The organism is Nocardioides caricicola (genome assembly GCF_039541135.1).
Taxonomy (GTDB): Bacteria; Actinomycetota; Actinomycetes; order Propionibacteriales; family Nocardioidaceae; genus Nocardioides; species Nocardioides caricicola.
This window is the reverse complement of record NZ_BAABFQ010000006.1, coordinates 384,530-402,574: the sequence shown is the minus strand read 5'-3', so window position 1 is coordinate 402,574 and position 18,045 is coordinate 384,530. Positions and strand designations below refer to the sequence as shown.

Genomic DNA, 18,045 nt, shown 5'->3' with positions numbered 1-18,045 from the left:
GTGTCGTTGGAACGGGCGTGATCGAGAAGAGCTCCGCCCGCCGGCTCGGCTGGGCCACCGCCGCCGGGGTGACCGTGGTCGCCACCGCCCTCACGCTCGGTGGTGCGGCCGGGCTGCGGCCGGGAGGCCTCGGCGAGCGGTACGCCGCCGCGCAGGACGCCGGCCAGGCGCTGCAGCACGACAAGAACGCGATCTCGCGCGCCGGCGAGCTCGGCGCACGGACGCAGGACCCGACCAGCGCGGCCGACCGCGCCGCGAGCGCGTCGTACGTCGCCCGCGAGCGCAGCCTCCCCGATCCTCCGCTCACCACGGCAACCACGACGCGCCCGCACGCGCTGCACCCGCAGGACCGCTACGCGATGGCCAACGGCTGCTACGACCTCGCCGGCGACCCGATCTACTTCAAGCCGACCGACCTCGGCGACTACCTGCTGTACGACGCCGAGCGCCGCTTCGTCACCGCCGGCGGGGAGCGCGCCGACGCGCCCAGCCCCGCGACCGTGTGGACGGTGACCAAGTCGGGCTCGCGGTTCGGCTTCGCCAACGAGGGCGGCGCCCTGGTCATCGACGGGGTGCAGCGGTTCCCGCTCACCCGGACCACCGGCTGCGCGGCGTACCCGGAGTCCCAGATCGACGTGTCCGGCGCCCCGCACGCCGGCGTCACGCCGTTCCAGGAGGTGCGCGGGTACGTCGACGCGCACACCCACGGCATGGCCTTCGAGTTCCTCGGCGGCGACGCGCACTGCGGCAAGCCGTGGGACCAGTACGGCGCGCCGTACGCGCTGGTCGACTGCCCCGACCACACCGCCACCGGTGGGTACGGCGGCGTCCTGGAGTCCGCGCTGTCCGGCGAGCCCCACCACGACCCGGTCGGGTGGCCGACGTTCAAGGACTGGCCGGCGCCCGAGTCGCTGACCCACGAGGGCACCTACTACCGCTGGCTCGAGCGCGCGTGGCGCGGCGGGCAGCGGATCTTCGTGAACCTGCTGGTCGAGAACAACCAGCTCTGCCAGCTGTACCCGATCAAGCACAACTCCTGCGACGACATGGACTCGGTCCGCCTCCAGGCGCAGCGCATGTACGAGATGCAGGACTACATCGACGCGCAGTTCGGTGGGCCCGGACGCGGCTTCTACCGGATCGTGAAGTCGCCCTGGGAGGCGCGCCGGGTGATCAACGCCGGCAAGCTCGCGGTCGTCATGGGCATCGAGACCAGCGTGCCATTCGGCTGCACGTTCAAGGCGCTGCCCGGCGGCGACGTCCCTGCCTGCGACATCGACGACATCGACGCCCAGCTAGCCGAGGTGAAGGAGCTCGGGGTCCGGCAGATGGAGCTGGTCAACAAGTTCGACAACGCGCTGTCGGGCATCGCCGGCGACAACGGCGCCGTCGGAGCGCTGGTCAACACCGCGAACTTCCTCGAGACCGGGACGTTCTGGGACATGGAGCACTGCGAGCCGGAGAACCCGGAGGCGCACGACCACAACCAGGTCGGCGCCCCGGAGATCTCGCCGGAGCAGCAGGACGCGCTGTTCGGCGCGATCGCCGAGGTCTTCGGGCCCGGCGGCCTCCCGGCGCTGCCGCTCTACCCGCGGCCCGACCACTGCAACAGCCGCGGCCTGACCACGCTCGGCGAGTACACCATCAAGCGGCTGGCCGAGGAGCACATGCTCTTCGACCCCGACCACATGAGCGTCAAGGCCCGCGTGGCCGCCCTCGACACCATCGACGAGCTCGGCTACCACGGCGTCCTCTCGAGCCACTCCTGGTCGACCCAGGACGCCTACCCGCGGATCTACGAGGCGGGCGGCTTCATCGCGCCGTACGCCGGCGACTCGACCGGCTTCGTGGAGAAGTGGCGCACCCACGTCGGCTGGGCGGACCCGCGCTACTACTGGGGCATCGGGTTCGGCGCGGACATGAACGGCCTCGGCGCCCAGGGCGATCCCCGAGGCGCGGACGCCGCGAACCTCGTCACCTACCCCTTCGAGGGCCTCGGCGGTGTGACCGTCGAGCAGCAGCGCGCCGGCGAGCGCGTCTACGACATCAACGTCGACGGCGTCGCGCAGTACGGGCTCTACCCGGACTGGATCGAGGACCTCGGCCAGGTCGCGGACTCCCAGAAGGCCGGCGACGGCGCGAGGATCCAGGACGACATGGCCCGTGGCGCCGAGGCCTACCTGCAGATGTGGGAGCGCGCCACGGGCATCGCTCCCGACTCCTGCCGCAACCCGGGGCTTCGACTCGGTCTCGGCAAGGTGCGGTCGCTGATCCGCCCGGGCCTGACCACCCGCGCCGTGATGCAGGCCGTCGGCCAGCCGTACCAGCGCCTCGGGTCGACGTACCGCTTCTGCGCGAGGTCGGCGTCCGACCCGAAGGTGATGGTCACCGTCCGCTTCTCGCGAGCGGGCCGGGTGACCGGGCTCGGTGCCTGAGCTGCCGGCGGCCGCTGCAGGTTTCCCCGGCCCCCCGGGGAATCCTGACGTTCTCGGCCGAAGCTTCAGCCCAGAACGTCAGGCATTGCCCGAACAGTCCTCGGGGCAAGCCGGTTCACGGCGCGAAGTTACCAGTCGGTAGGATCCTTCTCACGTCTCCGAGGACTGACGCGCCCCGAACCGGGCAATAGGCTCACCTAGCCGCGCCGTCCAGCAGCCGAACAGGGAGTTACAAGTGACTGCAGTGCTGATCATCGGGATCGCGATCAATCTGATCGCGCTGCCGATCGTGGCCCGCCGGGTGGGCTTCCTGTACCGCCTGATCACAAGCGGCCAGCCCGCCCCCGACCGCGTCGTCGGCGTGACCGGCCGGATCGGGCGCGCGGTCAAGACGTTGGTCGTCGAGGTCCTCGCCCAGCGCAAGCTGCTCAAGTGGACGATCCCCGGCGCCGCCCACGCCTTCGTCATGTGGGCCTTCATCATCCTGGGAAGCGTGTACGTCGAGGCGTACGGCTCGCTGTTCACCTTCCCCGAGGGCTGGGCGATCCCGATCGTCGGCCACTGGGAGATCCTCGGCTTCGCCCAGGACTTCATCGCGGTCCTCTGCCTCCTCGGCATCATCACGTTCGCGGTCATCCGGCTGAAGCAGTCGCCGGCCCGCCTCGGCCGGCGGTCGCGCTTCAAGGGCTCGCACACCGGCGGCGCCTGGCTGGTGCTGTTCATGATCTTCAACGTCCTCTGGACGATGTTCCTGTTCCGTGGTGCGTCCGCCGCGACCGGCAACCTTCCGTACGACTCCGGCGCGTTCGTCTCGATCTGGATCGGCGACCTGCTCGACGGGCTGTCCCACGACACCCTCGAGGTGCTCGAGGGCGCCGGCCTGATCCTGCACATCGGCGTGATGCTGGTCTTCCTCATCGACGTCGTGCACTCCAAGCACCTGCACATCTTCCTGGCCCCGCTCAACGTGCTGTTCAAGCGCCAGCCGGTCGCCCTCGGCTCGGTCAAGCCGCTCATGAGCCAGGGCAAGCCGGTCACCCTGGACGACATCGACGACCTCGACGAGGACGCCGTGCTCGGCGTCGGCAGCATCGAGGACTACAGCTGGAAGGGTCTCCTGGACTTCTCCACCTGCACCGAGTGCGGGCGCTGCCAGGACCAGTGCCCGGCCTGGAACACCGAGAAGCCGCTGTCCCCGAAGCTGCTGATCATGGCGATGCGCGACCACGCCATGGCCAAGGGCCCGCTGATGCTCGCCGGCGACGACGAGAAGCGCGCGAAGCTCGTCGAGGGCTCCGACACGCTCACCCGCGAGGCCGAGCGCCCGCTGGTCGGCGACACCGGCGACGACTGGTTCTACATGCCGGAGAACGGCGCCGGCGTGATCGACCCCGACGTCCTCTGGTCCTGCGTGACCTGCGGTGCGTGCGTCAACCAGTGCCCGGTCGACATCGAGCACGTCGACCACATCGTCGACATGCGCCGCTACCAGGTCCTGGTCGAGTCCAACTTCCCGGCCGAGCTCAACCAGCTCTTCAAGGGCATGGAGAACAAGGGCAACCCGTGGAACATGTCGCCGACGGCGCGCATGGACTGGGCGAAGGACCTGCCGTTCGACGTCAAGGTCGTCGGTGACGACATCGAGTCGCTCGACGAGGTCGAGTGGCTCTTCTGGGTCGGCTGTGCCGGCGCGTACGAGGACCGCGCGAAGAAGACCACCCGCGCCGTCGCCGAGCTGCTCGACATGGCCGGCGTCAGCTTCGGCGTGCTCGGCAACGGCGAGACCTGCACCGGTGACTCGGCGCGCCGGGCCGGCAACGAGTTCGTGTTCCAGGGCCTCGCGCAGCAGAACATCGAGACGTTCAAGGAGTACAAGGTCAAGAAGGTCGTCTCGACCTGTGCGCACTGCTTCAACACGCTCAAGAACGAGTACCAGGAGTTCGGGATCGAGCTCGAGGTCGTGCACCACACCCAGCTGCTGAACCGGCTGGTGCGCGAGGGCAAGCTCACCCCGGTCAAGGAGGGCGCCGGCGCCCACAAGCGCTCGATCACCTACCACGACCCCTGCTACATCGGTCGCCACAACGGCGTCTACACGCCCCCGCGCGAGCTGCTTCAGGTGCTGCCGGGTGCGGAGTACGTCGAGATGGAGCGCAGCAACGAGCGGTCCTTCTGCTGCGGTGCCGGTGGCGCCCGCATGTGGATGGAGGAGACGATCGGCTCGCGGATCAACGAGAACCGCACCGCCGAGGCCGTCGGCACCGGCGCGGACCAGATCGCGGTCGGCTGCCCGTTCTGCCGCGTGATGCTCTCCGACGGGCTCACCTCCCAGCAGGCGAACGGCTCGGCGCGCGCCGAGGTCGAGGTCCTCGACGTCGCCCAGATGCTGCTCGCGTCGGTCAAGGGCGAGCAGGCCACCCGGTACCTGCCGGGCTCCGGAGGCGAGGCGGCCGCCGCTGCGGTCGCGACCAAGGCCGAGCCGGAGGCCGGCGACGTCACCATCACCGAGGACACCGTCGTCGACACCGAGGACGTCGGCCCGGCCGCGAAGGCTTCCGGCGGCTCGTCGCTGTTCGACCTCGACTCCGACGACAAGGCCGATGCCGAGCCGGAGCCTTCCCCGAAGCCGGCCGCCGCGTCGGGCGGCTCGTCGCTGTTCGACATTGCGGCCGACGAGCCTGCCGAGGACACGCCCGCGCCCGCCAAGACCGAGGCGAAGACCGAGCCGAAGACGGAGGCGTCGTCGGGCGGCTCGCTCTTCGACATCGCGGCCGACGAGCCGGCGGCACCGAAGGCCGAGCCCGCGAAGGCCGAGCCGGCCTCCGAGATCGGATCGGGGTCGCTCTTCGACATCGCCGCGCCCGAGCCGGAGGCAGCACCGGAACCCAAGGCCGAGGAGCCCAAGGCAGAGGAGCCCAAGGCAGAGGAGCCGAAGGCAGAGTCGGCGCCGGCGGCCGAGCCGACCACGACCATCCCCGAGGGTGGCTCGCTGTTCGACATCGCCGCTCCCGAGCCGGAGGCAGCACCGGCACCGGCGCCGGCGAAGGCCCCGGAACCGGAGCCCGAGCCCGAGCGCGAGCCCGAGCCCGAGGCTCCGAAGGCTGAGGCTCCGAAGGCTGAGCCCGCCGAGGAGAAGCCGAAGCCGCAGGCGAGTGGCGAGGCGCACCAGCCGAAGACCGACGTCGACATCAACGAGACGGGCTCGCTCTTCGACCTGTGAGCAGTCGCGGACGGGTCGTGTGCCTGAGAACGGGGTATACCGCGTTCTCAGGCACACGACCCGTTCGTCGTCTCCGGAGGAGCATGATGCCGATCCGACCGTTCCTGGCCACCGCGCTGGCCGTGACCGTCCTCGCCGCGTGCGGCGGCCAGGAGGCACCCACCTCGGAGCCGACCGAGCCCGAGGCCAGCGAGTCGCACGAGGCCGCACCCGAGCCGACGACGGAGCCCGAGCCGGAGATCGGCGCCGCGTTCGTCGAGTTCGTGCGCGGCGGCGACGTACCGCCCATGCGGGACCAGGTCGCGCTGTTCCTCGGCAACGCCCTCACCGGCGTGGTCACGCCCGGACTGGCTGCCGACCTCCCGGCCTGGGCGACGTGCACGGAGGTCGGGCGGTACGCCGGACGGACCTGCCCGATCTCGCCCATCACCGTGCTGAAGAAGCATCGCCGGGTCGAGTACGCCGAGGCCGCGACCAGCGACTGCCTGAAGACGTTCGGTCCCCTCCCACGCAGCCTGCGGGAGATGGAGCGGGTGGTGGTCGTGCCCGCCCACGGGTCGGGGCGCGGCTGCGGCGGAGACTTCGCGATCCAGCTGTTCGCCAGCGACGAGGGCGAGCTGGTGGCCGTGTCGACCCTCCTCGGTGTTCCCTAGGACCGTGGACCCCCGGGAGTACCTCGACGCCCGCTGGTACGCGCTGGTCCGCGCGGCGGTCGACCTCGGCGTGCCCGAGGACGACGCGCCGGGCGTCGTGCGGCAGGTGCTCGACCGCAACGAGCGCCGGATCCGGCGTGCCGATGACCCCGACCCGCTCGTCCACGCAGCGCTGCGCGACGCGGTGCTCGGCGCAGCTCCGCGGCGGCGTCGCGGCCCGCGCCTGCTGGTGCTCGCGACAGTGGTGGCCGCCGTCGGCACCGCGGTCGCGCTCACCCGTCCCGACCCACCGCCCGAGGACCGGCTCCAGGACGACCAGGTGCCGTCCCTGTTCGGGTACGACGGCGCCGCGGCCGCGGAGCTGCTCGAGGACCGCGGCCTGGAGGTGACCGTGAAGACCCGGCGGGCGTGCGAGGTGCTCGACCGGGTGCTGGGGAGCATTCCGCCCACGGGAGCGCCGTACGAATCGGGCGACGATATCGTCGTCTACACATCTCTACCGGCGGACGTAGACTGCCTCAGCAACTACACCGACCGCGAGACCGCCTGGCGGCTGCTCGACTTCGCCAACGGCCGCGGACCGGCACCGGAGTTCGCCGACCCGACGTTCGCGGTCGCCCCCGACGTGCTCGACGCGCTGCGCGACGCCTCGGCGCAGGTCGCGCTGGTCGACGAGAGGCCGTTGACCTACTCGCTGCCGGCCATCCGGGTCACCGCGACCGACGCCGGCACGGCCGACTCGTTCACGCTGCTGATCCGCCCGGCCGGCGGCACCGGCCGGGAGGTCGAGGTCGAGGTCGTCAGGGAGCGCGGCGAGATCGAGGACGTGAGGCTCTACGCCTCGCCGTCCTCCTCGTGATGCTCGGGCACCTGCAGCGGACGCAGCCGCGCCCAGAGCATGAACCCGGCACCGGCGACGAGCAGCGCGATCCCGGTCCAGAGGTTGGCGTTCACGTCGCCGGTCTTCTCGAACTCGGGATCGCCGAAGATCCCCATCAGCGTCAGGATCACGCCGTACACGAACAGCAGCCCGCCGATGATGTTGCGGATGTCGAGCAGGCCCGCGGCGTGCCGCTTCGGAGTGGTGGTCGAGTCGGTCATGGCAGGCCCCTCAGAAGATGATGTTCAAGACGGTGACCAGGACGAGCGAGACGCCGGCCAGTGGCAGGGTGCGGCGGTACCAGGGGTACGACGACTCCTGGGGGTCGACCAGGTCGGCCCGCGGTGTCTCCGAGTAGACCAGGCCGCGCAGCTCCGAGGCCTCCTTCGGCTTCGTGACGAGCGAGACCACGATCGAGAGCACGACGTCGACGGCGAACGCGACGCCGGCCGCGACGAACGCCGCGCCCTGCCCGCTGATCGGGATGGTCCCGGTGCTCCACGAGCCGAAGGTGTCCTCGCTCAGGATGGCGACGAGCACCGCCGAGCCGGTGCCGGCGACCAGGCCGACCCAGCCCGCGGTCGGGGTCATCCGCTTCCAGAACATGCCGAGGATGAACGTGGCGAACAGCGGCGCGTTGAAGAAGCCGAACAGCGCCTGCAGGTAGTCCATGATGTTCGAGAAGTTGCTGGCGAGGGTCGCGGTGAAGATCGCGATCACGGTCGCAGCGACCGTCGCGACCCGGCCGACCGTCAGGTAGTAGGCGTCGGACCGCTCCTTGACGACGTACTGCTGCCACAGGTCGTAGCTCAGCACGGTGTTGAACGCCGAGATGTTCGCCGCCATACCGGCCATGAACGCCGCGAGCAGGCCGGCGATCGCCAGGCCCAGCAGGCCGTTCGGCAGCACCTCGCGCATGAGGTACAGCAGCGAGTCGTTGTAGGTGACGTCCCCGGACGTCCCGCCCTCCACGACCTTCCCGGCCTTCGTGTCCGCGATCTCGTTGACGAGGACAGCCGCGATCATGCCGGGCACGATCGTGATGAACGGGACGAACATCTTGGGGAACGACCCGATGATCGGGGTCTTGCGCGCCGAGGAGATCGAGTCGGACGCCAGCGCCCGCTGGACCTCGACGAAGTTGGTGGTCCAGTAGCCGAAGGACAGCACGAAACCGAGACCGAACACGATGCCGACGACCGACCACAGCTCGGAGTCGAAACCGGTCAGCGGCAGCCCGGGCCAGGAGTTCAGCTGCTGGTCGGCGGGCGGGATGGTGTCGGGGTTCGACTCGGCCGCCCGGGTGATGCCGTCGGTGAGACCGTCCCAGCCACCCACGCGGTGCAGGCCGAGGAGCGTGAGCGGCAGCAGCGACGCGACGATCACGAAGAACTGCAGCACCTCGTTGTAGATCGCCGCGCTCAGGCCGCCGAGCGTGATGTACGACAGCACGATCACCGCGGCCACGATCAGCGCGACGTAGAGGTCCCAGCCGAGCAGCGCCTGGATGATCGTGCCGAGCAGGAACAGGTTGATGCCGGCGATGAGCAGCTGGGCCACGGCGAACGAGATCGCGTTGACCAGGTGCGCCCCGGTGCCGAACCGGCGGCGCATGAACTCCGGGACCGACCGCACCTTCGAGCCGTAGTAGAACGGCATCATCACGACGCCGAGGAACAGCATCGCCGGGATCGCGCCGACCCAGAAGTAGTGGACGGTCGGCAGCCCGAACTCAGCGCCGGACGCCGACATGCCCATGATCTCGACGGCGCCGAGGTTGGCGGAGATGAACGCCAACCCGGTCACCCAGGCCGGTAGCGACCGGCCCGAGAGGAAGAAGTCCACGGAGTCCGAGATCTGACGGCGCGCGAGCACGCCGATCCCGAGCACGACGGCGAAGTACAAGAAGACGATCAGGTAGTCGACGGCGGACGCCGAGATGATCGTGTCACTGGCCAGAACGGTCACCCGGCTGTGGTGCCCCGCGCGGAGCGCTCACAAACCGCTGACGTCATTCGCTTCCGATGTGACGTCACCCAGGGGTTGACGTGACGTCACAATGATGTCATCGTGGCGCACATGGACATCACGCCGTACGTCGAGAACCTCCGCCGCGACCTGCTCGCCGCGGCCGAGGCGGCCGGACCGGAGGCCAGGGCGGCGGCCGAGCGGCTCAGCTTCGCGCTGGACCCCGCGGCTCGGCTGGCGCTGATGGAGGCGGTCTCCCAGGCCGCCGCGGAGATCACCGCCGAGATGCCCGACGGCGGCGTCGACGTCCGCCTCGACGGCCGCGACCTCGCGTTCCTGGTCCACCAGGCCCCGTCCGAGCCGGCGAGCGCACCGGCGCCGGCCGCGGAGGAGGAGGTCGAGGACGAGGGCGCGGTCGCCCGCGTCACGCTCCGGATCCCGGAGACTGTCAAGGCCAAGGCCGAGGAGATGGCCAACCGCTCGGGCCACTCGCTCAACACCTGGCTGGTGAACGTGGTGCGCGCGGCCACCAACCGCGACAACGCCATCAACGTCGACATCGACCTGTCCAGCATCCCGTTCCTCAGCGGCACCGACCCCTTCACCGGCAAGCGCGGCAGCAACAAGCGGATGTCCGGCTGGGTCTAGCACCCACCTCTGGCCCACCTCCGGGACCGGCGCATGCCGGCCCCGCGGACGAACACACCCTCAGGAGACTTCGATGACCGAGCACCACTTCGAGACCGACCAGCCCGTGCGCCTGTTCGCCGAGATCGGGAAGGGATCGGTGAAGGTCGTGGCGACCGAGACCGCCGAGACCCACGTGCAGATCACCGGGCGAGACGCCGACCAGGTGCTGGTGCGCCAGGAGGGCAGCCAGATCACGGTGGTCGGCCCCAAGCAGCGTGGCCTGGTCAGCTTCGGCAACAGCGACCGGCTCGACGTGCTGGTCACGTTGCCGACGTACAGCGAGATCGCGGTCCGCACCGGCAGCGCCGACGTCACCGTCACCGGCACCGTGGCGGCAGCCCAGCTCAAGAGCGGCTCCGGCGACCTCGAGCTCGACGCCGTCGAGGGTCCACTCTCCCTGGAGACGGGGTCGGGCGACGTCCGCGTCGAGCACGCCGGCGGGGCCCTCAAGGCCAAGAGCGGCTCGGGCGACGTGCTGGTCGTCGACGCCGCCGAGACGCTGATGGTCTCCACCGGCTCCGGCGACGTCCAGCTCCGGACCACCCGCGGCCCGGCGGTCGTCAAGACCGGGTCGGGCGACCTCAAGGTCGGGGATGCCGGCACCGACCTCAGCTTCAGCACCGGCTCCGGCGACCTGGTCGTGAAGACCGCCCGCCGTGGCCGGGTCACCGCCAAGTGCGCCTCCGGCGACGTCCACATCGGCGTGCAGGCAGGCATCCCCGTCTGGACCGAGATCTCCACCGTCAGCGGCGAGATCCGCTCCAGCCTCCAGGGCGCCGGCGAACCCGTCGACGGCGCCGACCACCTCGAGCTGCGCGCTCGGACCGTCAGCGGCGACGTCGTCCTGACCGAGGTCTGAGCACCCCACCACATCCGCCCACCATCATCAGGAGCACGCCATGGAGATCACGAACATCGCCCTCGAGGCCGAGACGAACCGTCACCAGCTGGCCGAGCGGATCGCGCGCGCAGGCAGCCCCAAGCTGCCCTCGACGGCGCACCGGCACCTGCTCGCCCAGCGGCTGCACCGGATCGCCGACCGCATCGACACCTGATCAGGACCGCATCGCCACGCCCCGGCGCCAGTAGCCCATGAAGGCGACCTGGCGCCGGTCCATGCCGAGGTCCTTGACCAGCGCGCGGCGCAGTCCCGTCACGAGACCGGACTCGCCGGCGATCCAGGCGTAGAGGTCACCGAGGTCGTGGCCGACGACGAGCTGGGCCGCCTCGACGTCCTCGCCGGACGAGGAGTACGTCGGGGTCTCCCACAGGTCGGGGTCCACCTCCTCCGGCTCCTCGAGCGTCACAGCGCCCCCGGCGCCGAGGTGCTCCAGCACCGCGGCGTGCAGGCCGGCACCGTGGGCGGCGCCCTCGCGGGCCAGCCAGGTCACCGCCACCCCCTCGGGGTGCTGGACGGTCTGGATGTCGGCAGCGGTCGGGACCTCGAGGTACGCCGCCCCCGTCGCGTCGACGGGCAGCTGGGCGAGGATCGCGCAGATCGCCGGGACCGCCGTCTCGTCCCCGACCAGCAGCAGCCGCGCCGCCGCACCCGGCACGAACTCGATGCCGCCGTACTGCTCACCCCGGCGAGGCCCGAGCACCACGACCCGGTCGCCGACCGCGGCCCGCAGCGCCCAGTCGCACCCGGGGCCGACGTCGCCGTGCGCATCCTCGTGCACGACGATGTCGACGACCAGGCGGGTGTCGCCACCCTCGCCGACGACGTCGCGCACCGTGTAGGTGCGCATGTGGCCGCGCTCCTCCTCCGGGCGCGAGAGCCAGGTCTCCCACCAGGAGTCGTTCACGCCCTCGAACGACGGGACCGGCCCGCCGGGCACACCCGGGAACACGAGCTTGATCCGCTGGTCGTAGAGCGGGCCGTCGACGCCGAACTCGGCGAGGCACGCGCCGCCCAGCTCGACGCGCACGAAGGAAGGGGACAACCGCTCGACGCGGACGACCTCGACCTCGTCGAGGATCATCGGGAGCCGGTCCTGGGTGGTGGTCATGAAGTTAGGCTAACCTAACTTCGCCGAGATCCTAGATCGAGGTCCGGTGGAAGTTCTGGAACGACCGCGACGGCGTCGGGCCGCGCTGGCCCTGGTAGCGCGAGCCGTACTTGGCCGAGCCGTAGGGGTGCTCGGACGCCGAGGTGAGCTGGAAGAAGCAGAACTGGCCGATCTTCATGCCCGGGTAGAGCTTGATCGGCAGGGTCGCGACGTTCGCCAGCTCCAGCGTCACGTGGCCGGAGAACCCCGGGTCCACGAAGCCGGCCGTCGCGTGGGTGAGCAGCCCGAGGCGGCCCAGCGACGACTTCCCCTCGACGCGGGCCGCGATGTCGTCGGGCAGGGTCACGACCTCGTACGTCGACCCGAGCACGAACTCGCCCGGGTGCAGGATGAACGGCTCGTCGCCCTCGGGCTCGACCTCGCGCGTGAGGTCGGACTGGTCGGCGGCCGGGTCGATGTGCGGGTACCGGTGGTTCTCGAAGACCCGGAAGAACCGGTCCAGCCGGACGTCGATCGACGACGGTTGCAGCATGGCGGGATCCCAGGGATCCATGGCGATCCGGCCTCGGTCGATCTGGGCCAGGATGTCGCGGTCTGACAGCAGCACGCTCGCACCCTACCGGTGGGCGGGCGAGGGCGACCCGGACAATGGGACGGTGAGCTTCCAGCGTTACGTCGCCCTCGGCGACTCCTTCACCGAGGGCGTGGGCGACCCCGACCCCACCCGGCCGAACGGCGTCCGCGGCTGGGCCGACCGCGTCGCCGAGGTGCTCGGCCGCGACAACCCCCGCTTCGGCTACGCGAACCTCGCCATCCGCGGCCGCAAGCTGCCGGCGATCCTCGACGAGCAGCTCGAGCCGGCGCTCGCCCTCGAGCCCGACCTGGTCACCATCTACGCGGGCGCCAACGACATCCTGCGACCCAAGGTCGACATCGACGGGCTCGCCGAGCGGTACGACGACGCCCTGACCCGCCTCGCGGGCACTGGCGCCCGGCTCGTGGTCTTCACCGCCTTCGACCCGGGCGGGTCCGCGATCTACCGGCCGCTGCGCGGGCGGTTCGCGCTGTACAACGAGTTCGTGCGCGACAGCGCCCGCCGCCTCGGCGCCGACGTCGTCGACTTCTGGCGGATGCGCGAGTACCGCGACTGGCGCTACTGGGACCCCGACCGGATGCACCTGGGACCGGCCGGGCACCAGCGGATGGCGACCGAGGTGCTCGACACCCTCGCCGTGCCCCACGCCCTCGAGGCGCTCCCCCTGCACGACGCGCCGCCCCTCAGCCGTGCCGAGCAGCACCGGGAGAACCTCGACTGGGTGCGCACCATGGCGATCCCGTGGGTGCACCGCCGCCTGACCGGCCGCTCCTCCGGCGACGGCCTGGACCCGAAGCGCTCCACCCTCCTGCCGATCGACTAGGATTCCCGCGACCCGCTGTCCTGACCGTGGGTCATGCGGATGTAGCTCAGTTGGTAGAGCGCGACCTTCCCAAGGTCGATGTCGCGAGTTCGAGTCTCGTCATCCGCTCCAGCACCGGCCGTTTCCCGTCGAGAGACGTGAAATCGCCCTCTTCTCGGCCCGATCGGGGCCGTTCGGCGTCTCTCGACGATCACGGGCCGTCACCCTTTCGGCCAGACCTCCGCGGCAGGTAAAGAAACCGACCAGTAACCCGTCACCCCCTGCCGGTGCCTGCGTTGGACCTTGTGTGTCGGCTGCGGGGGCCCGACACCCAACGCGAGGTGGCGGTGCTGCAGCGGGCGTCGCCACCTCGTCACGTGCGGGCGCTGTCTACCCTGGCCGGCGTGACCTTCGACGGCTTCCCCAGCGCAGCGCTCGACTTCTACGACGACCTCGAGGTCGACAACACGAAGTCGTTCTGGGAGAAGAACAAGGCCGTCTACGAGCAGAGCGTGAAGGCGCCGATGACCGCGCTGTGCGCGGCGCTCGAGCCGGAGTTCGGCGCCGCGAAGATCTTCCGGCCCTACCGCGACGTCCGGTTCGCTAAGGACAAGACGCCGTACAAGACCCACCAGGGCGCGTTCGTCCGGGTGGGGGAGGCGACCGGGTGGTACGTCGAGGTCTCGCCGCGCGGCGTGCGCACCGGCGCCGGGTTCTACGAGGCCAGCGGCCCGCGGCTGGCGGCGTTCCGCGGGGCCGTCGCCCACGACCGGTTCGGCCCGGAGCTCGAGAAGATCCTGCGCACGCTCGAGAAGAAGCCGGGCTTCGAGGTCGGCGGGGACCGGCTCAAGACCACGCCTCGCGGGTACGACGCCGACCACCCGCGCATCGAGCTCCTGCGCCACCGGTCGTTGACCGTGGGTCACGCGCTGGGCTTCGAGCCGGTGATCCACACGCCCGAGCTGCTCGAGCTGGTGCGCGCCGACTGGCGCGCGCTGCGCCCGCTCGTCGACTGGGTCGCCGAGCACGTGCGCGACTGACGTCAGGCCGGCCGCAGCACGCGGGCGACGAACGCGTCCAGGTTCGCCCGCAGCCGGGCCACCTTCTCCTCGACCGTGAGCGTCTCGTACACCACGGGACCGTTGGCCGCGATCCGGCCGCGCACGAGGAGCGAGCAGGCGAGGTCGGCGCACATCGGGAGCCCCGCGGAGTGCCCGCGCTGGCCGGCCTTCCCCGCCCGCGGGGCGACCAGCAGCGCCACACCGCCTGACCGGACGGTGAGGCACAGCGAGCACATGCTCGCCCGCCGCGCGATGCCGACCTCCGGGGCGCGCAGCACCAGGCCGCGCAGCACCCCGTCGTGCTCGGTCACGAGGTAGCGCCGCTGCGGCGCCTTCGGGTCCTGCCACCCGAGGTAGTCGAGGTCGTCCCAGGCGCGCGTGGCGAGGTCGTCGGGCAGGTTCAGCCGCCTCGCCTCGCCCTTCGTGCAGTTGACGAAGGCCGCGCGGATCTCGGGCTCGGCAACGGGTCTCACGGCCGTCGACGGTACGTTTCCTATAGGCTTTAGGCAAATCCCTATGACTGAGAGGTACGCCGATGCCGCGAGCGGGCCTGACCGGCGAGGTCGTCGTGCGGGCTGCCGCCGACCTCGCCGACGAGATCGGCCTCGCGGCCACCACCCTCTCCTCGGTCGCCCGGGTCCTCGGCGTCCGCGTCGCCAGCCTCTACTCGCACGTGGACGGCTCGACCGGCCTGCGGGAGGGGATGGCCACCCTGGCGCTCGACGAGCTGGCCGACCGGGTCGGCGGGGCGATCGCCGGCCGGTCGGGCCGCGATGCCCTGGAGGCGTTCGCGACGGCGTACCGCGACTACGCGCGCGCCCACCCCGGCCGCAACGAGGCCACCCGGGTGCGCGTCGGTCCGGACAGCCCCGCCGTCGCCGCGGGCCGCCGGCACGCCGACCTGACCCGCGCCGTGCTGCGCGGGTACGACCTGGACGAGGCCGACGCAGTGCACGCGACCCGGCTGCTGGGCAGCGTGGTGCATGGGTACACCGACCTCGAGCTCAGCGGCAGCTTCGCGCACAGCGCGCCGCCGCCGGAGGAGAGCTGGGCGCGCGTCCTCGACGCGCTCGACCACACGCTGCGGTCGTGGGCTGCCGCTACGACGCCGCGGTGAAGCTCGCCATCGTCCGGTCCGGCTCCCAGTAGGCCTTCATCGACGCGACGCGGCCGTCGTCGTGGACGACGTACACCATGATCAGCTCGGTGGTCGTGTGGCTGCCGTCCGGGAAGGACGTCCTGATCCGGCCGATGTTCGCGCACGTGTTGCTGCCCGGGTTCGCGAACGACTCGTAGATCTCGAACTCGAACTTCGCGATCGGTGCGATCGCCTTCTCCCAGAACGCCGCGATCCCCTCGTGCCCGTGGTGGCCCTTGCCCTCGGGGTCGAACATCGACGGGCCGACCGGGTCCTCGAGCACGGCGTCCTCGGCGTACACGGTCAGCCACTCGGCCAGGTCACCCTTCGCCACCGCGGAGTACGAGCGCTGCGACGCGGAGCGGGCCGGGTGGTCGTCGTTCGGGGCGGTCCAGGTGATGGCGTCCGACGTGATCATGCGCTCACTGTAGAACACGTTCTACCTTCCCGTCGTCACCCCGATTTCACCCCTCGTCCGCCCACGCCTGTCACGGTGCGGTCATGGCCAAGCGCAAGGCGTACCTGCACATCGGACCGCCGCGGACCGGCGGCGGCTTCCTCGACTCCGCCCTCGCCGCGCACGCCGCGGAGCTCGAGGCGGCCGGGGTGCGGCACCCGGCGATCTCCGCGGAGGAGATGTTCCGCGCCGCGATCGAGATCACCCGCGACCACAAGGCGTGGGGCTACCAGCGCCGCGAGGTCGAGGGCGCGTGGGCGGAGATCTGCCGCCGCGCCCGCAAGGGCAAGTCGGACGTCGTGTTCAGCCAGGAGCTGCTCGCCACGAGTACGGCGGCGCAGGTCGACCTGCTGCTCGACGGTCTGGCCGGCTTCGAGGTGCACGTCGTGGTGACCGCGCGCGAGTCCGGTCTCGTGCTCGACGCCTGGAAGCACGCGGTGCGGCCGGAGCGCTGGCACGAGATCGTCGTCCCCAGCACCGATGCCGAGCAGGCGGTGTGGACCGCGTTCGCGGCCGTCGTCGGCTTCGACCCGACCGGGCTCGACCTGGACGCCGGGTGGACGGCGACCCGGCCGATGGCCGGCGGTCCGCAGGCCGAGCTGCTCGAGGTGATCAGCACCGGCGCGGTCGCCGACGTGGTCGCGGAGGTCACCCGGCTGCGGGCGCACAACCAGGCGCTGGCCGAGCGCAACGCAGAGCTCGAGCGCAAGAAGAAGAAGCTGAAGAAGCGGTTGGCAGCGGTCGGCTAGTGCGGCTGCCAGGCGTCCTCGTCGTTGGTCCGCGACGTGACCGCGTCGGGGAGCTTGCCGTCGGCGAGCTGCTGGATCGAGACCGACTCGAAGACGTCGCGCAGCGAGCGCCGGGCGGCGATCCAGACGTGCTGGAGCACGTCGGCGGTGTCGTTGTAGGTGACCGCCTCGGGTCGCAGGCCGTAGACGGAGACCAGCGGGCCGTCGACCGCGCGGATCACGTCGGCCACCGACACGTCGGCCGCGGCCCGGCCCATCCGCCAGCCGCCGGACTGCCCGCGCTGCGACATCACGATGCCGGAACGGCGCAGGTCCGCGAGGATCGCCTGGAGGAAGCCGTGCGGGATCTCCTGCAGCCGGCCGAGCTCCTCCGCGCTGACGGCGCGACCGTCCTGCCGCGAAGCCATCTCGATCAGCGCACGGAGGGCGTAGTCGGACTTGGCGGAAACTCGCATGGGTCAAGTGTGTCAGATGTGTTGACTTGTTCAGTTGACCTTGGCGGCAACCACGTCGCCGGGGCGGTCACTCCCTCCCTCGCGCTCGGCGCGGTCCAGCTTGACCGCCCAGGAGATCCACAGCACCCAGACCGTGAACACGACCGAGGCCAGCAGCGCGATGGTGAGGCCGGGGACGCCGAGCTCGAGCCCCAGCGTCCTCAGGTTCGTCAGCACGATGAGCCCACCCGCGGCGACACCGAGGATCCGCGCGGGCAGGTACCGCACCAGCACCGCGGCGATCGGCGCGGCGACGACTCCGCCCGCGAGCAGGGCCGCCGCGACGCGCCAGTCGATGCCCTGGCTGCCGAGGGCGGCGAGGAACCCCAGCGACGCTCCGACGGTCACCACGAACTCCGCGGTGTCGACCGAGCCGACCACCTTGCGCGGCTCGAGCCGGCCGGACGACAGCATCGAGGTGGTGCCGATCGGTCCCCAGCCACCGCCGCCGACCGCGTCGAGCGCGCCACCGAGCAGGCCCACGGGGGCCAGGAAGCGCAGCGACGGGCGGCCCTTGAACTGCAGTCGTTGCGGGACGAGGAAGCGCCACGTGACGTAGCCGCCGAGCACCAGCAGGATCGACGCCACCAGCACGCGCGCGACCTCGCCGTCCAGGCTGACCAGGAACGTCGCGCCCGCGAACGCTCCGACGAACCCGGGGACCGCGAGGATCCCCACCGTGCGCCAGTCGACGTTGCCCAGCGCCTGGTGGGAGATCCCGGAGACCAGCGAGGTGCCGATCTCCGAGAAGTGCACCGCGGCCGAGGCCGCCGCGGGGCCGAGGCCCCCGGCGACCAGCAGCGTCGCCGACGTGACGCCGTACCCCATCCCGAGCGACCCGTCGACCAGCTGGGCAGCCAGTCCGACGAGGGCGAGCAGGATGAGCTTGCGCAT

19 protein-coding genes and 1 tRNA gene are annotated in these 18,045 nt (G+C 71.1%); 12 read left to right on the top strand and 8 right to left on the bottom strand.

What is annotated here, in order from left to right; translation table 11 throughout:
- Positions 1-17: 17 nt before the first annotated feature.
- From ABD875_RS13265 to ABD875_RS13250, 4 genes are all read left to right on the top strand, one after another.
- Positions 18-2,435: an amidohydrolase family protein gene (locus ABD875_RS13265; RefSeq protein ID WP_345177524.1), complete on the top strand. Its 2,418-nt coding sequence runs from the start codon at positions 18-20 to the stop codon at positions 2,433-2,435.
- A gap of 235 nt (positions 2,436-2,670) precedes the next feature.
- Entirely contained in the window at positions 2,671-5,655 is a 2,985-nt protein-coding gene (locus tag ABD875_RS13260; RefSeq protein WP_345177521.1) for a heterodisulfide reductase-related iron-sulfur binding cluster, read from the top strand.
- Between the two features lie 86 nt (positions 5,656-5,741).
- The gene (locus ABD875_RS13255; protein ID WP_345177519.1) at positions 5,742-6,308 is read left to right on the top strand and encodes a hypothetical protein; all 567 of its coding nucleotides are present in this window, start codon (positions 5,742-5,744) and stop codon (positions 6,306-6,308) included.
- 4 nt (positions 6,309-6,312) lie between these two features.
- A complete protein-coding gene (locus tag ABD875_RS13250) occupies positions 6,313-7,167 on the top strand; it encodes a PASTA domain-containing protein (RefSeq protein ID WP_345177517.1) in 855 nt (284 codons plus the stop codon).
- On the opposite strand, the gene ABD875_RS13245 is transcribed toward ABD875_RS13250, so the two are convergent.
- Positions 7,143-7,409 carry a hypothetical protein gene (locus tag ABD875_RS13245; protein ID WP_345177515.1) on the bottom strand — a complete coding sequence of 89 codons (267 nt, stop codon included), beginning with the start codon at positions 7,407-7,409 and terminating at the stop codon, positions 7,143-7,145. The two genes, ABD875_RS13250 and ABD875_RS13245, sit on opposite strands and share 25 nt — an antisense overlap.
- Before the next feature lie 10 nt (positions 7,410-7,419).
- On the bottom strand, positions 7,420-9,147 hold the full coding sequence (locus ABD875_RS13240) for a sodium:solute symporter family protein (RefSeq protein ID WP_345178002.1): 1,728 nt from the start codon (positions 9,145-9,147) through the stop codon (positions 7,420-7,422).
- A gap of 120 nt (positions 9,148-9,267) precedes the next feature.
- Here ABD875_RS13240 and ABD875_RS13235 point away from each other — a divergent pair, with 120 nt between their 5' ends.
- The 3 genes from ABD875_RS13235 to ABD875_RS13225 all read left to right on the top strand — a co-directional run bounded on the left by ABD875_RS13235 (position 9,268) and on the right by ABD875_RS13225 (position 10,901).
- A complete protein-coding gene (locus ABD875_RS13235; protein WP_345178000.1) occupies positions 9,268-9,804 on the top strand; it encodes a pilus assembly protein HicB in 537 nt (178 codons plus the stop codon).
- A gap of 73 nt (positions 9,805-9,877) precedes the next feature.
- Positions 9,878-10,705, top strand: a complete 828-nt coding sequence (locus ABD875_RS13230) for a DUF4097 family beta strand repeat-containing protein (RefSeq protein WP_345177512.1) — start codon at positions 9,878-9,880, stop codon at positions 10,703-10,705.
- 40 nt (positions 10,706-10,745) lie between these two features.
- Positions 10,746-10,901, top strand: a complete 156-nt coding sequence (locus tag ABD875_RS13225; protein ID WP_345177510.1) for a hypothetical protein — start codon at positions 10,746-10,748, stop codon at positions 10,899-10,901.
- Here ABD875_RS13225 and ABD875_RS13220 read toward each other — a convergent pair whose 3' ends face one another.
- Both ABD875_RS13220 and dcd read right to left on the bottom strand, forming a co-directional pair.
- Positions 10,902-11,855 (bottom strand): siderophore-interacting protein, encoded by a 954-nt coding sequence (locus ABD875_RS13220; RefSeq protein ID WP_345177508.1) that lies wholly within the window; start codon positions 11,853-11,855, stop codon positions 10,902-10,904.
- 31 nt (positions 11,856-11,886) lie between these two features.
- Entirely contained in the window at positions 11,887-12,462 is a 576-nt protein-coding gene (gene dcd, locus ABD875_RS13215; protein ID WP_345177505.1) for a dCTP deaminase, read from the bottom strand.
- Positions 12,463-12,511: 49 nt separating this feature from the next.
- Between dcd and ABD875_RS13210 the strand changes: the two genes are divergently transcribed.
- The 3 genes from ABD875_RS13210 (at position 12,512) to ABD875_RS13200 (ending at position 14,292) form a co-directional block, all read left to right on the top strand.
- The gene (locus ABD875_RS13210) at positions 12,512-13,273 is read left to right on the top strand and encodes an SGNH/GDSL hydrolase family protein (protein ID WP_345177503.1); all 762 of its coding nucleotides are present in this window, start codon (positions 12,512-12,514) and stop codon (positions 13,271-13,273) included.
- 35 nt (positions 13,274-13,308) lie between these two features.
- Positions 13,309-13,384, top strand: a tRNA-Gly gene (locus ABD875_RS13205).
- 272 nt (positions 13,385-13,656) lie between these two features.
- Positions 13,657-14,292, top strand: coding sequence for a DUF2461 domain-containing protein (locus ABD875_RS13200; RefSeq protein WP_345177500.1), 636 nt, complete (start codon positions 13,657-13,659; stop codon positions 14,290-14,292).
- A 2-nt stretch (positions 14,293-14,294) separates the two neighbouring features.
- Here ABD875_RS13200 and ABD875_RS13195 read toward each other — a convergent pair whose 3' ends face one another.
- Complete coding sequence (locus ABD875_RS13195) at positions 14,295-14,786, bottom strand: FBP domain-containing protein (protein WP_345177497.1); 492 nt, start codon at positions 14,784-14,786, stop codon at positions 14,295-14,297.
- Positions 14,787-14,848: 62 nt separating this feature from the next.
- Here ABD875_RS13195 and ABD875_RS13190 point away from each other — a divergent pair, with 62 nt between their 5' ends.
- Positions 14,849-15,430 carry a TetR/AcrR family transcriptional regulator gene (locus ABD875_RS13190; protein ID WP_345177494.1) on the top strand — a complete coding sequence of 194 codons (582 nt, stop codon included), beginning with the start codon at positions 14,849-14,851 and terminating at the stop codon, positions 15,428-15,430.
- Here ABD875_RS13190 and ABD875_RS13185 read toward each other — a convergent pair.
- On the bottom strand, positions 15,414-15,869 hold the full coding sequence (locus ABD875_RS13185) for a nuclear transport factor 2 family protein (RefSeq protein WP_345177490.1): 456 nt from the start codon (positions 15,867-15,869) through the stop codon (positions 15,414-15,416). The genes ABD875_RS13190 and ABD875_RS13185 overlap by 17 nt on opposite strands.
- A gap of 83 nt (positions 15,870-15,952) precedes the next feature.
- On the opposite strand from ABD875_RS13185, the gene ABD875_RS13180 reads away from it, so the two are divergent.
- Positions 15,953-16,657, top strand: a complete 705-nt coding sequence (locus tag ABD875_RS13180; RefSeq protein ID WP_345177487.1) for a hypothetical protein — start codon at positions 15,953-15,955, stop codon at positions 16,655-16,657.
- On the opposite strand, the gene ABD875_RS13175 is transcribed toward ABD875_RS13180, so the two are convergent.
- Positions 16,654-17,112: an RrF2 family transcriptional regulator gene (locus ABD875_RS13175; RefSeq protein WP_345177485.1), complete on the bottom strand. Its 459-nt coding sequence runs from the start codon at positions 17,110-17,112 to the stop codon at positions 16,654-16,656. The genes ABD875_RS13180 and ABD875_RS13175 overlap by 4 nt on opposite strands.
- A 30-nt stretch (positions 17,113-17,142) precedes the next feature.
- Positions 17,143-18,045 (bottom strand): sulfite exporter TauE/SafE family protein, encoded by a 903-nt coding sequence (locus ABD875_RS13170; protein WP_345177484.1) that lies wholly within the window; start codon positions 18,043-18,045, stop codon positions 17,143-17,145.

Bases quoted from the DNA above. Each gene is read 5' to 3' on its own strand.
- ABD875_RS13185 (WP_345177490.1), bottom strand. From the start codon at position 15,869: ATGATCACGTCGGACGCCATCACCTGGACCGCCCCGAACGACGACCAC.
- ABD875_RS13255 (WP_345177519.1), top strand. From the start codon at position 5,742: ATGCCGATCCGACCGTTCCTGGCCACCGCGCTGGCCGTGACCGTCCTC.
- ABD875_RS13245 (WP_345177515.1), bottom strand. From the start codon at position 7,409: ATGACCGACTCGACCACCACTCCGAAGCGGCACGCCGCGGGCCTGCTC.
- ABD875_RS13230 (WP_345177512.1), top strand. From the start codon at position 9,878: ATGACCGAGCACCACTTCGAGACCGACCAGCCCGTGCGCCTGTTCGCC.
- ABD875_RS13170 (WP_345177484.1), bottom strand. From the start codon at position 18,045: ATGCGCAAGCTCATCCTGCTCGCCCTCGTCGGACTGGCTGCCCAGCTG.
- ABD875_RS13220 (WP_345177508.1), bottom strand. From the start codon at position 11,855: ATGACCACCACCCAGGACCGGCTCCCGATGATCCTCGACGAGGTCGAG.
- ABD875_RS13225 (WP_345177510.1), top strand. From the start codon at position 10,746: ATGGAGATCACGAACATCGCCCTCGAGGCCGAGACGAACCGTCACCAG.
- ABD875_RS13180 (WP_345177487.1), top strand. From the start codon at position 15,953: ATGGCCAAGCGCAAGGCGTACCTGCACATCGGACCGCCGCGGACCGGC.
- ABD875_RS13235 (WP_345178000.1), top strand. From the start codon at position 9,268: ATGGACATCACGCCGTACGTCGAGAACCTCCGCCGCGACCTGCTCGCC.
- ABD875_RS13175 (WP_345177485.1), bottom strand. From the start codon at position 17,112: ATGCGAGTTTCCGCCAAGTCCGACTACGCCCTCCGTGCGCTGATCGAG.
- ABD875_RS13190 (WP_345177494.1), top strand. From the start codon at position 14,849: ATGCCGCGAGCGGGCCTGACCGGCGAGGTCGTCGTGCGGGCTGCCGCC.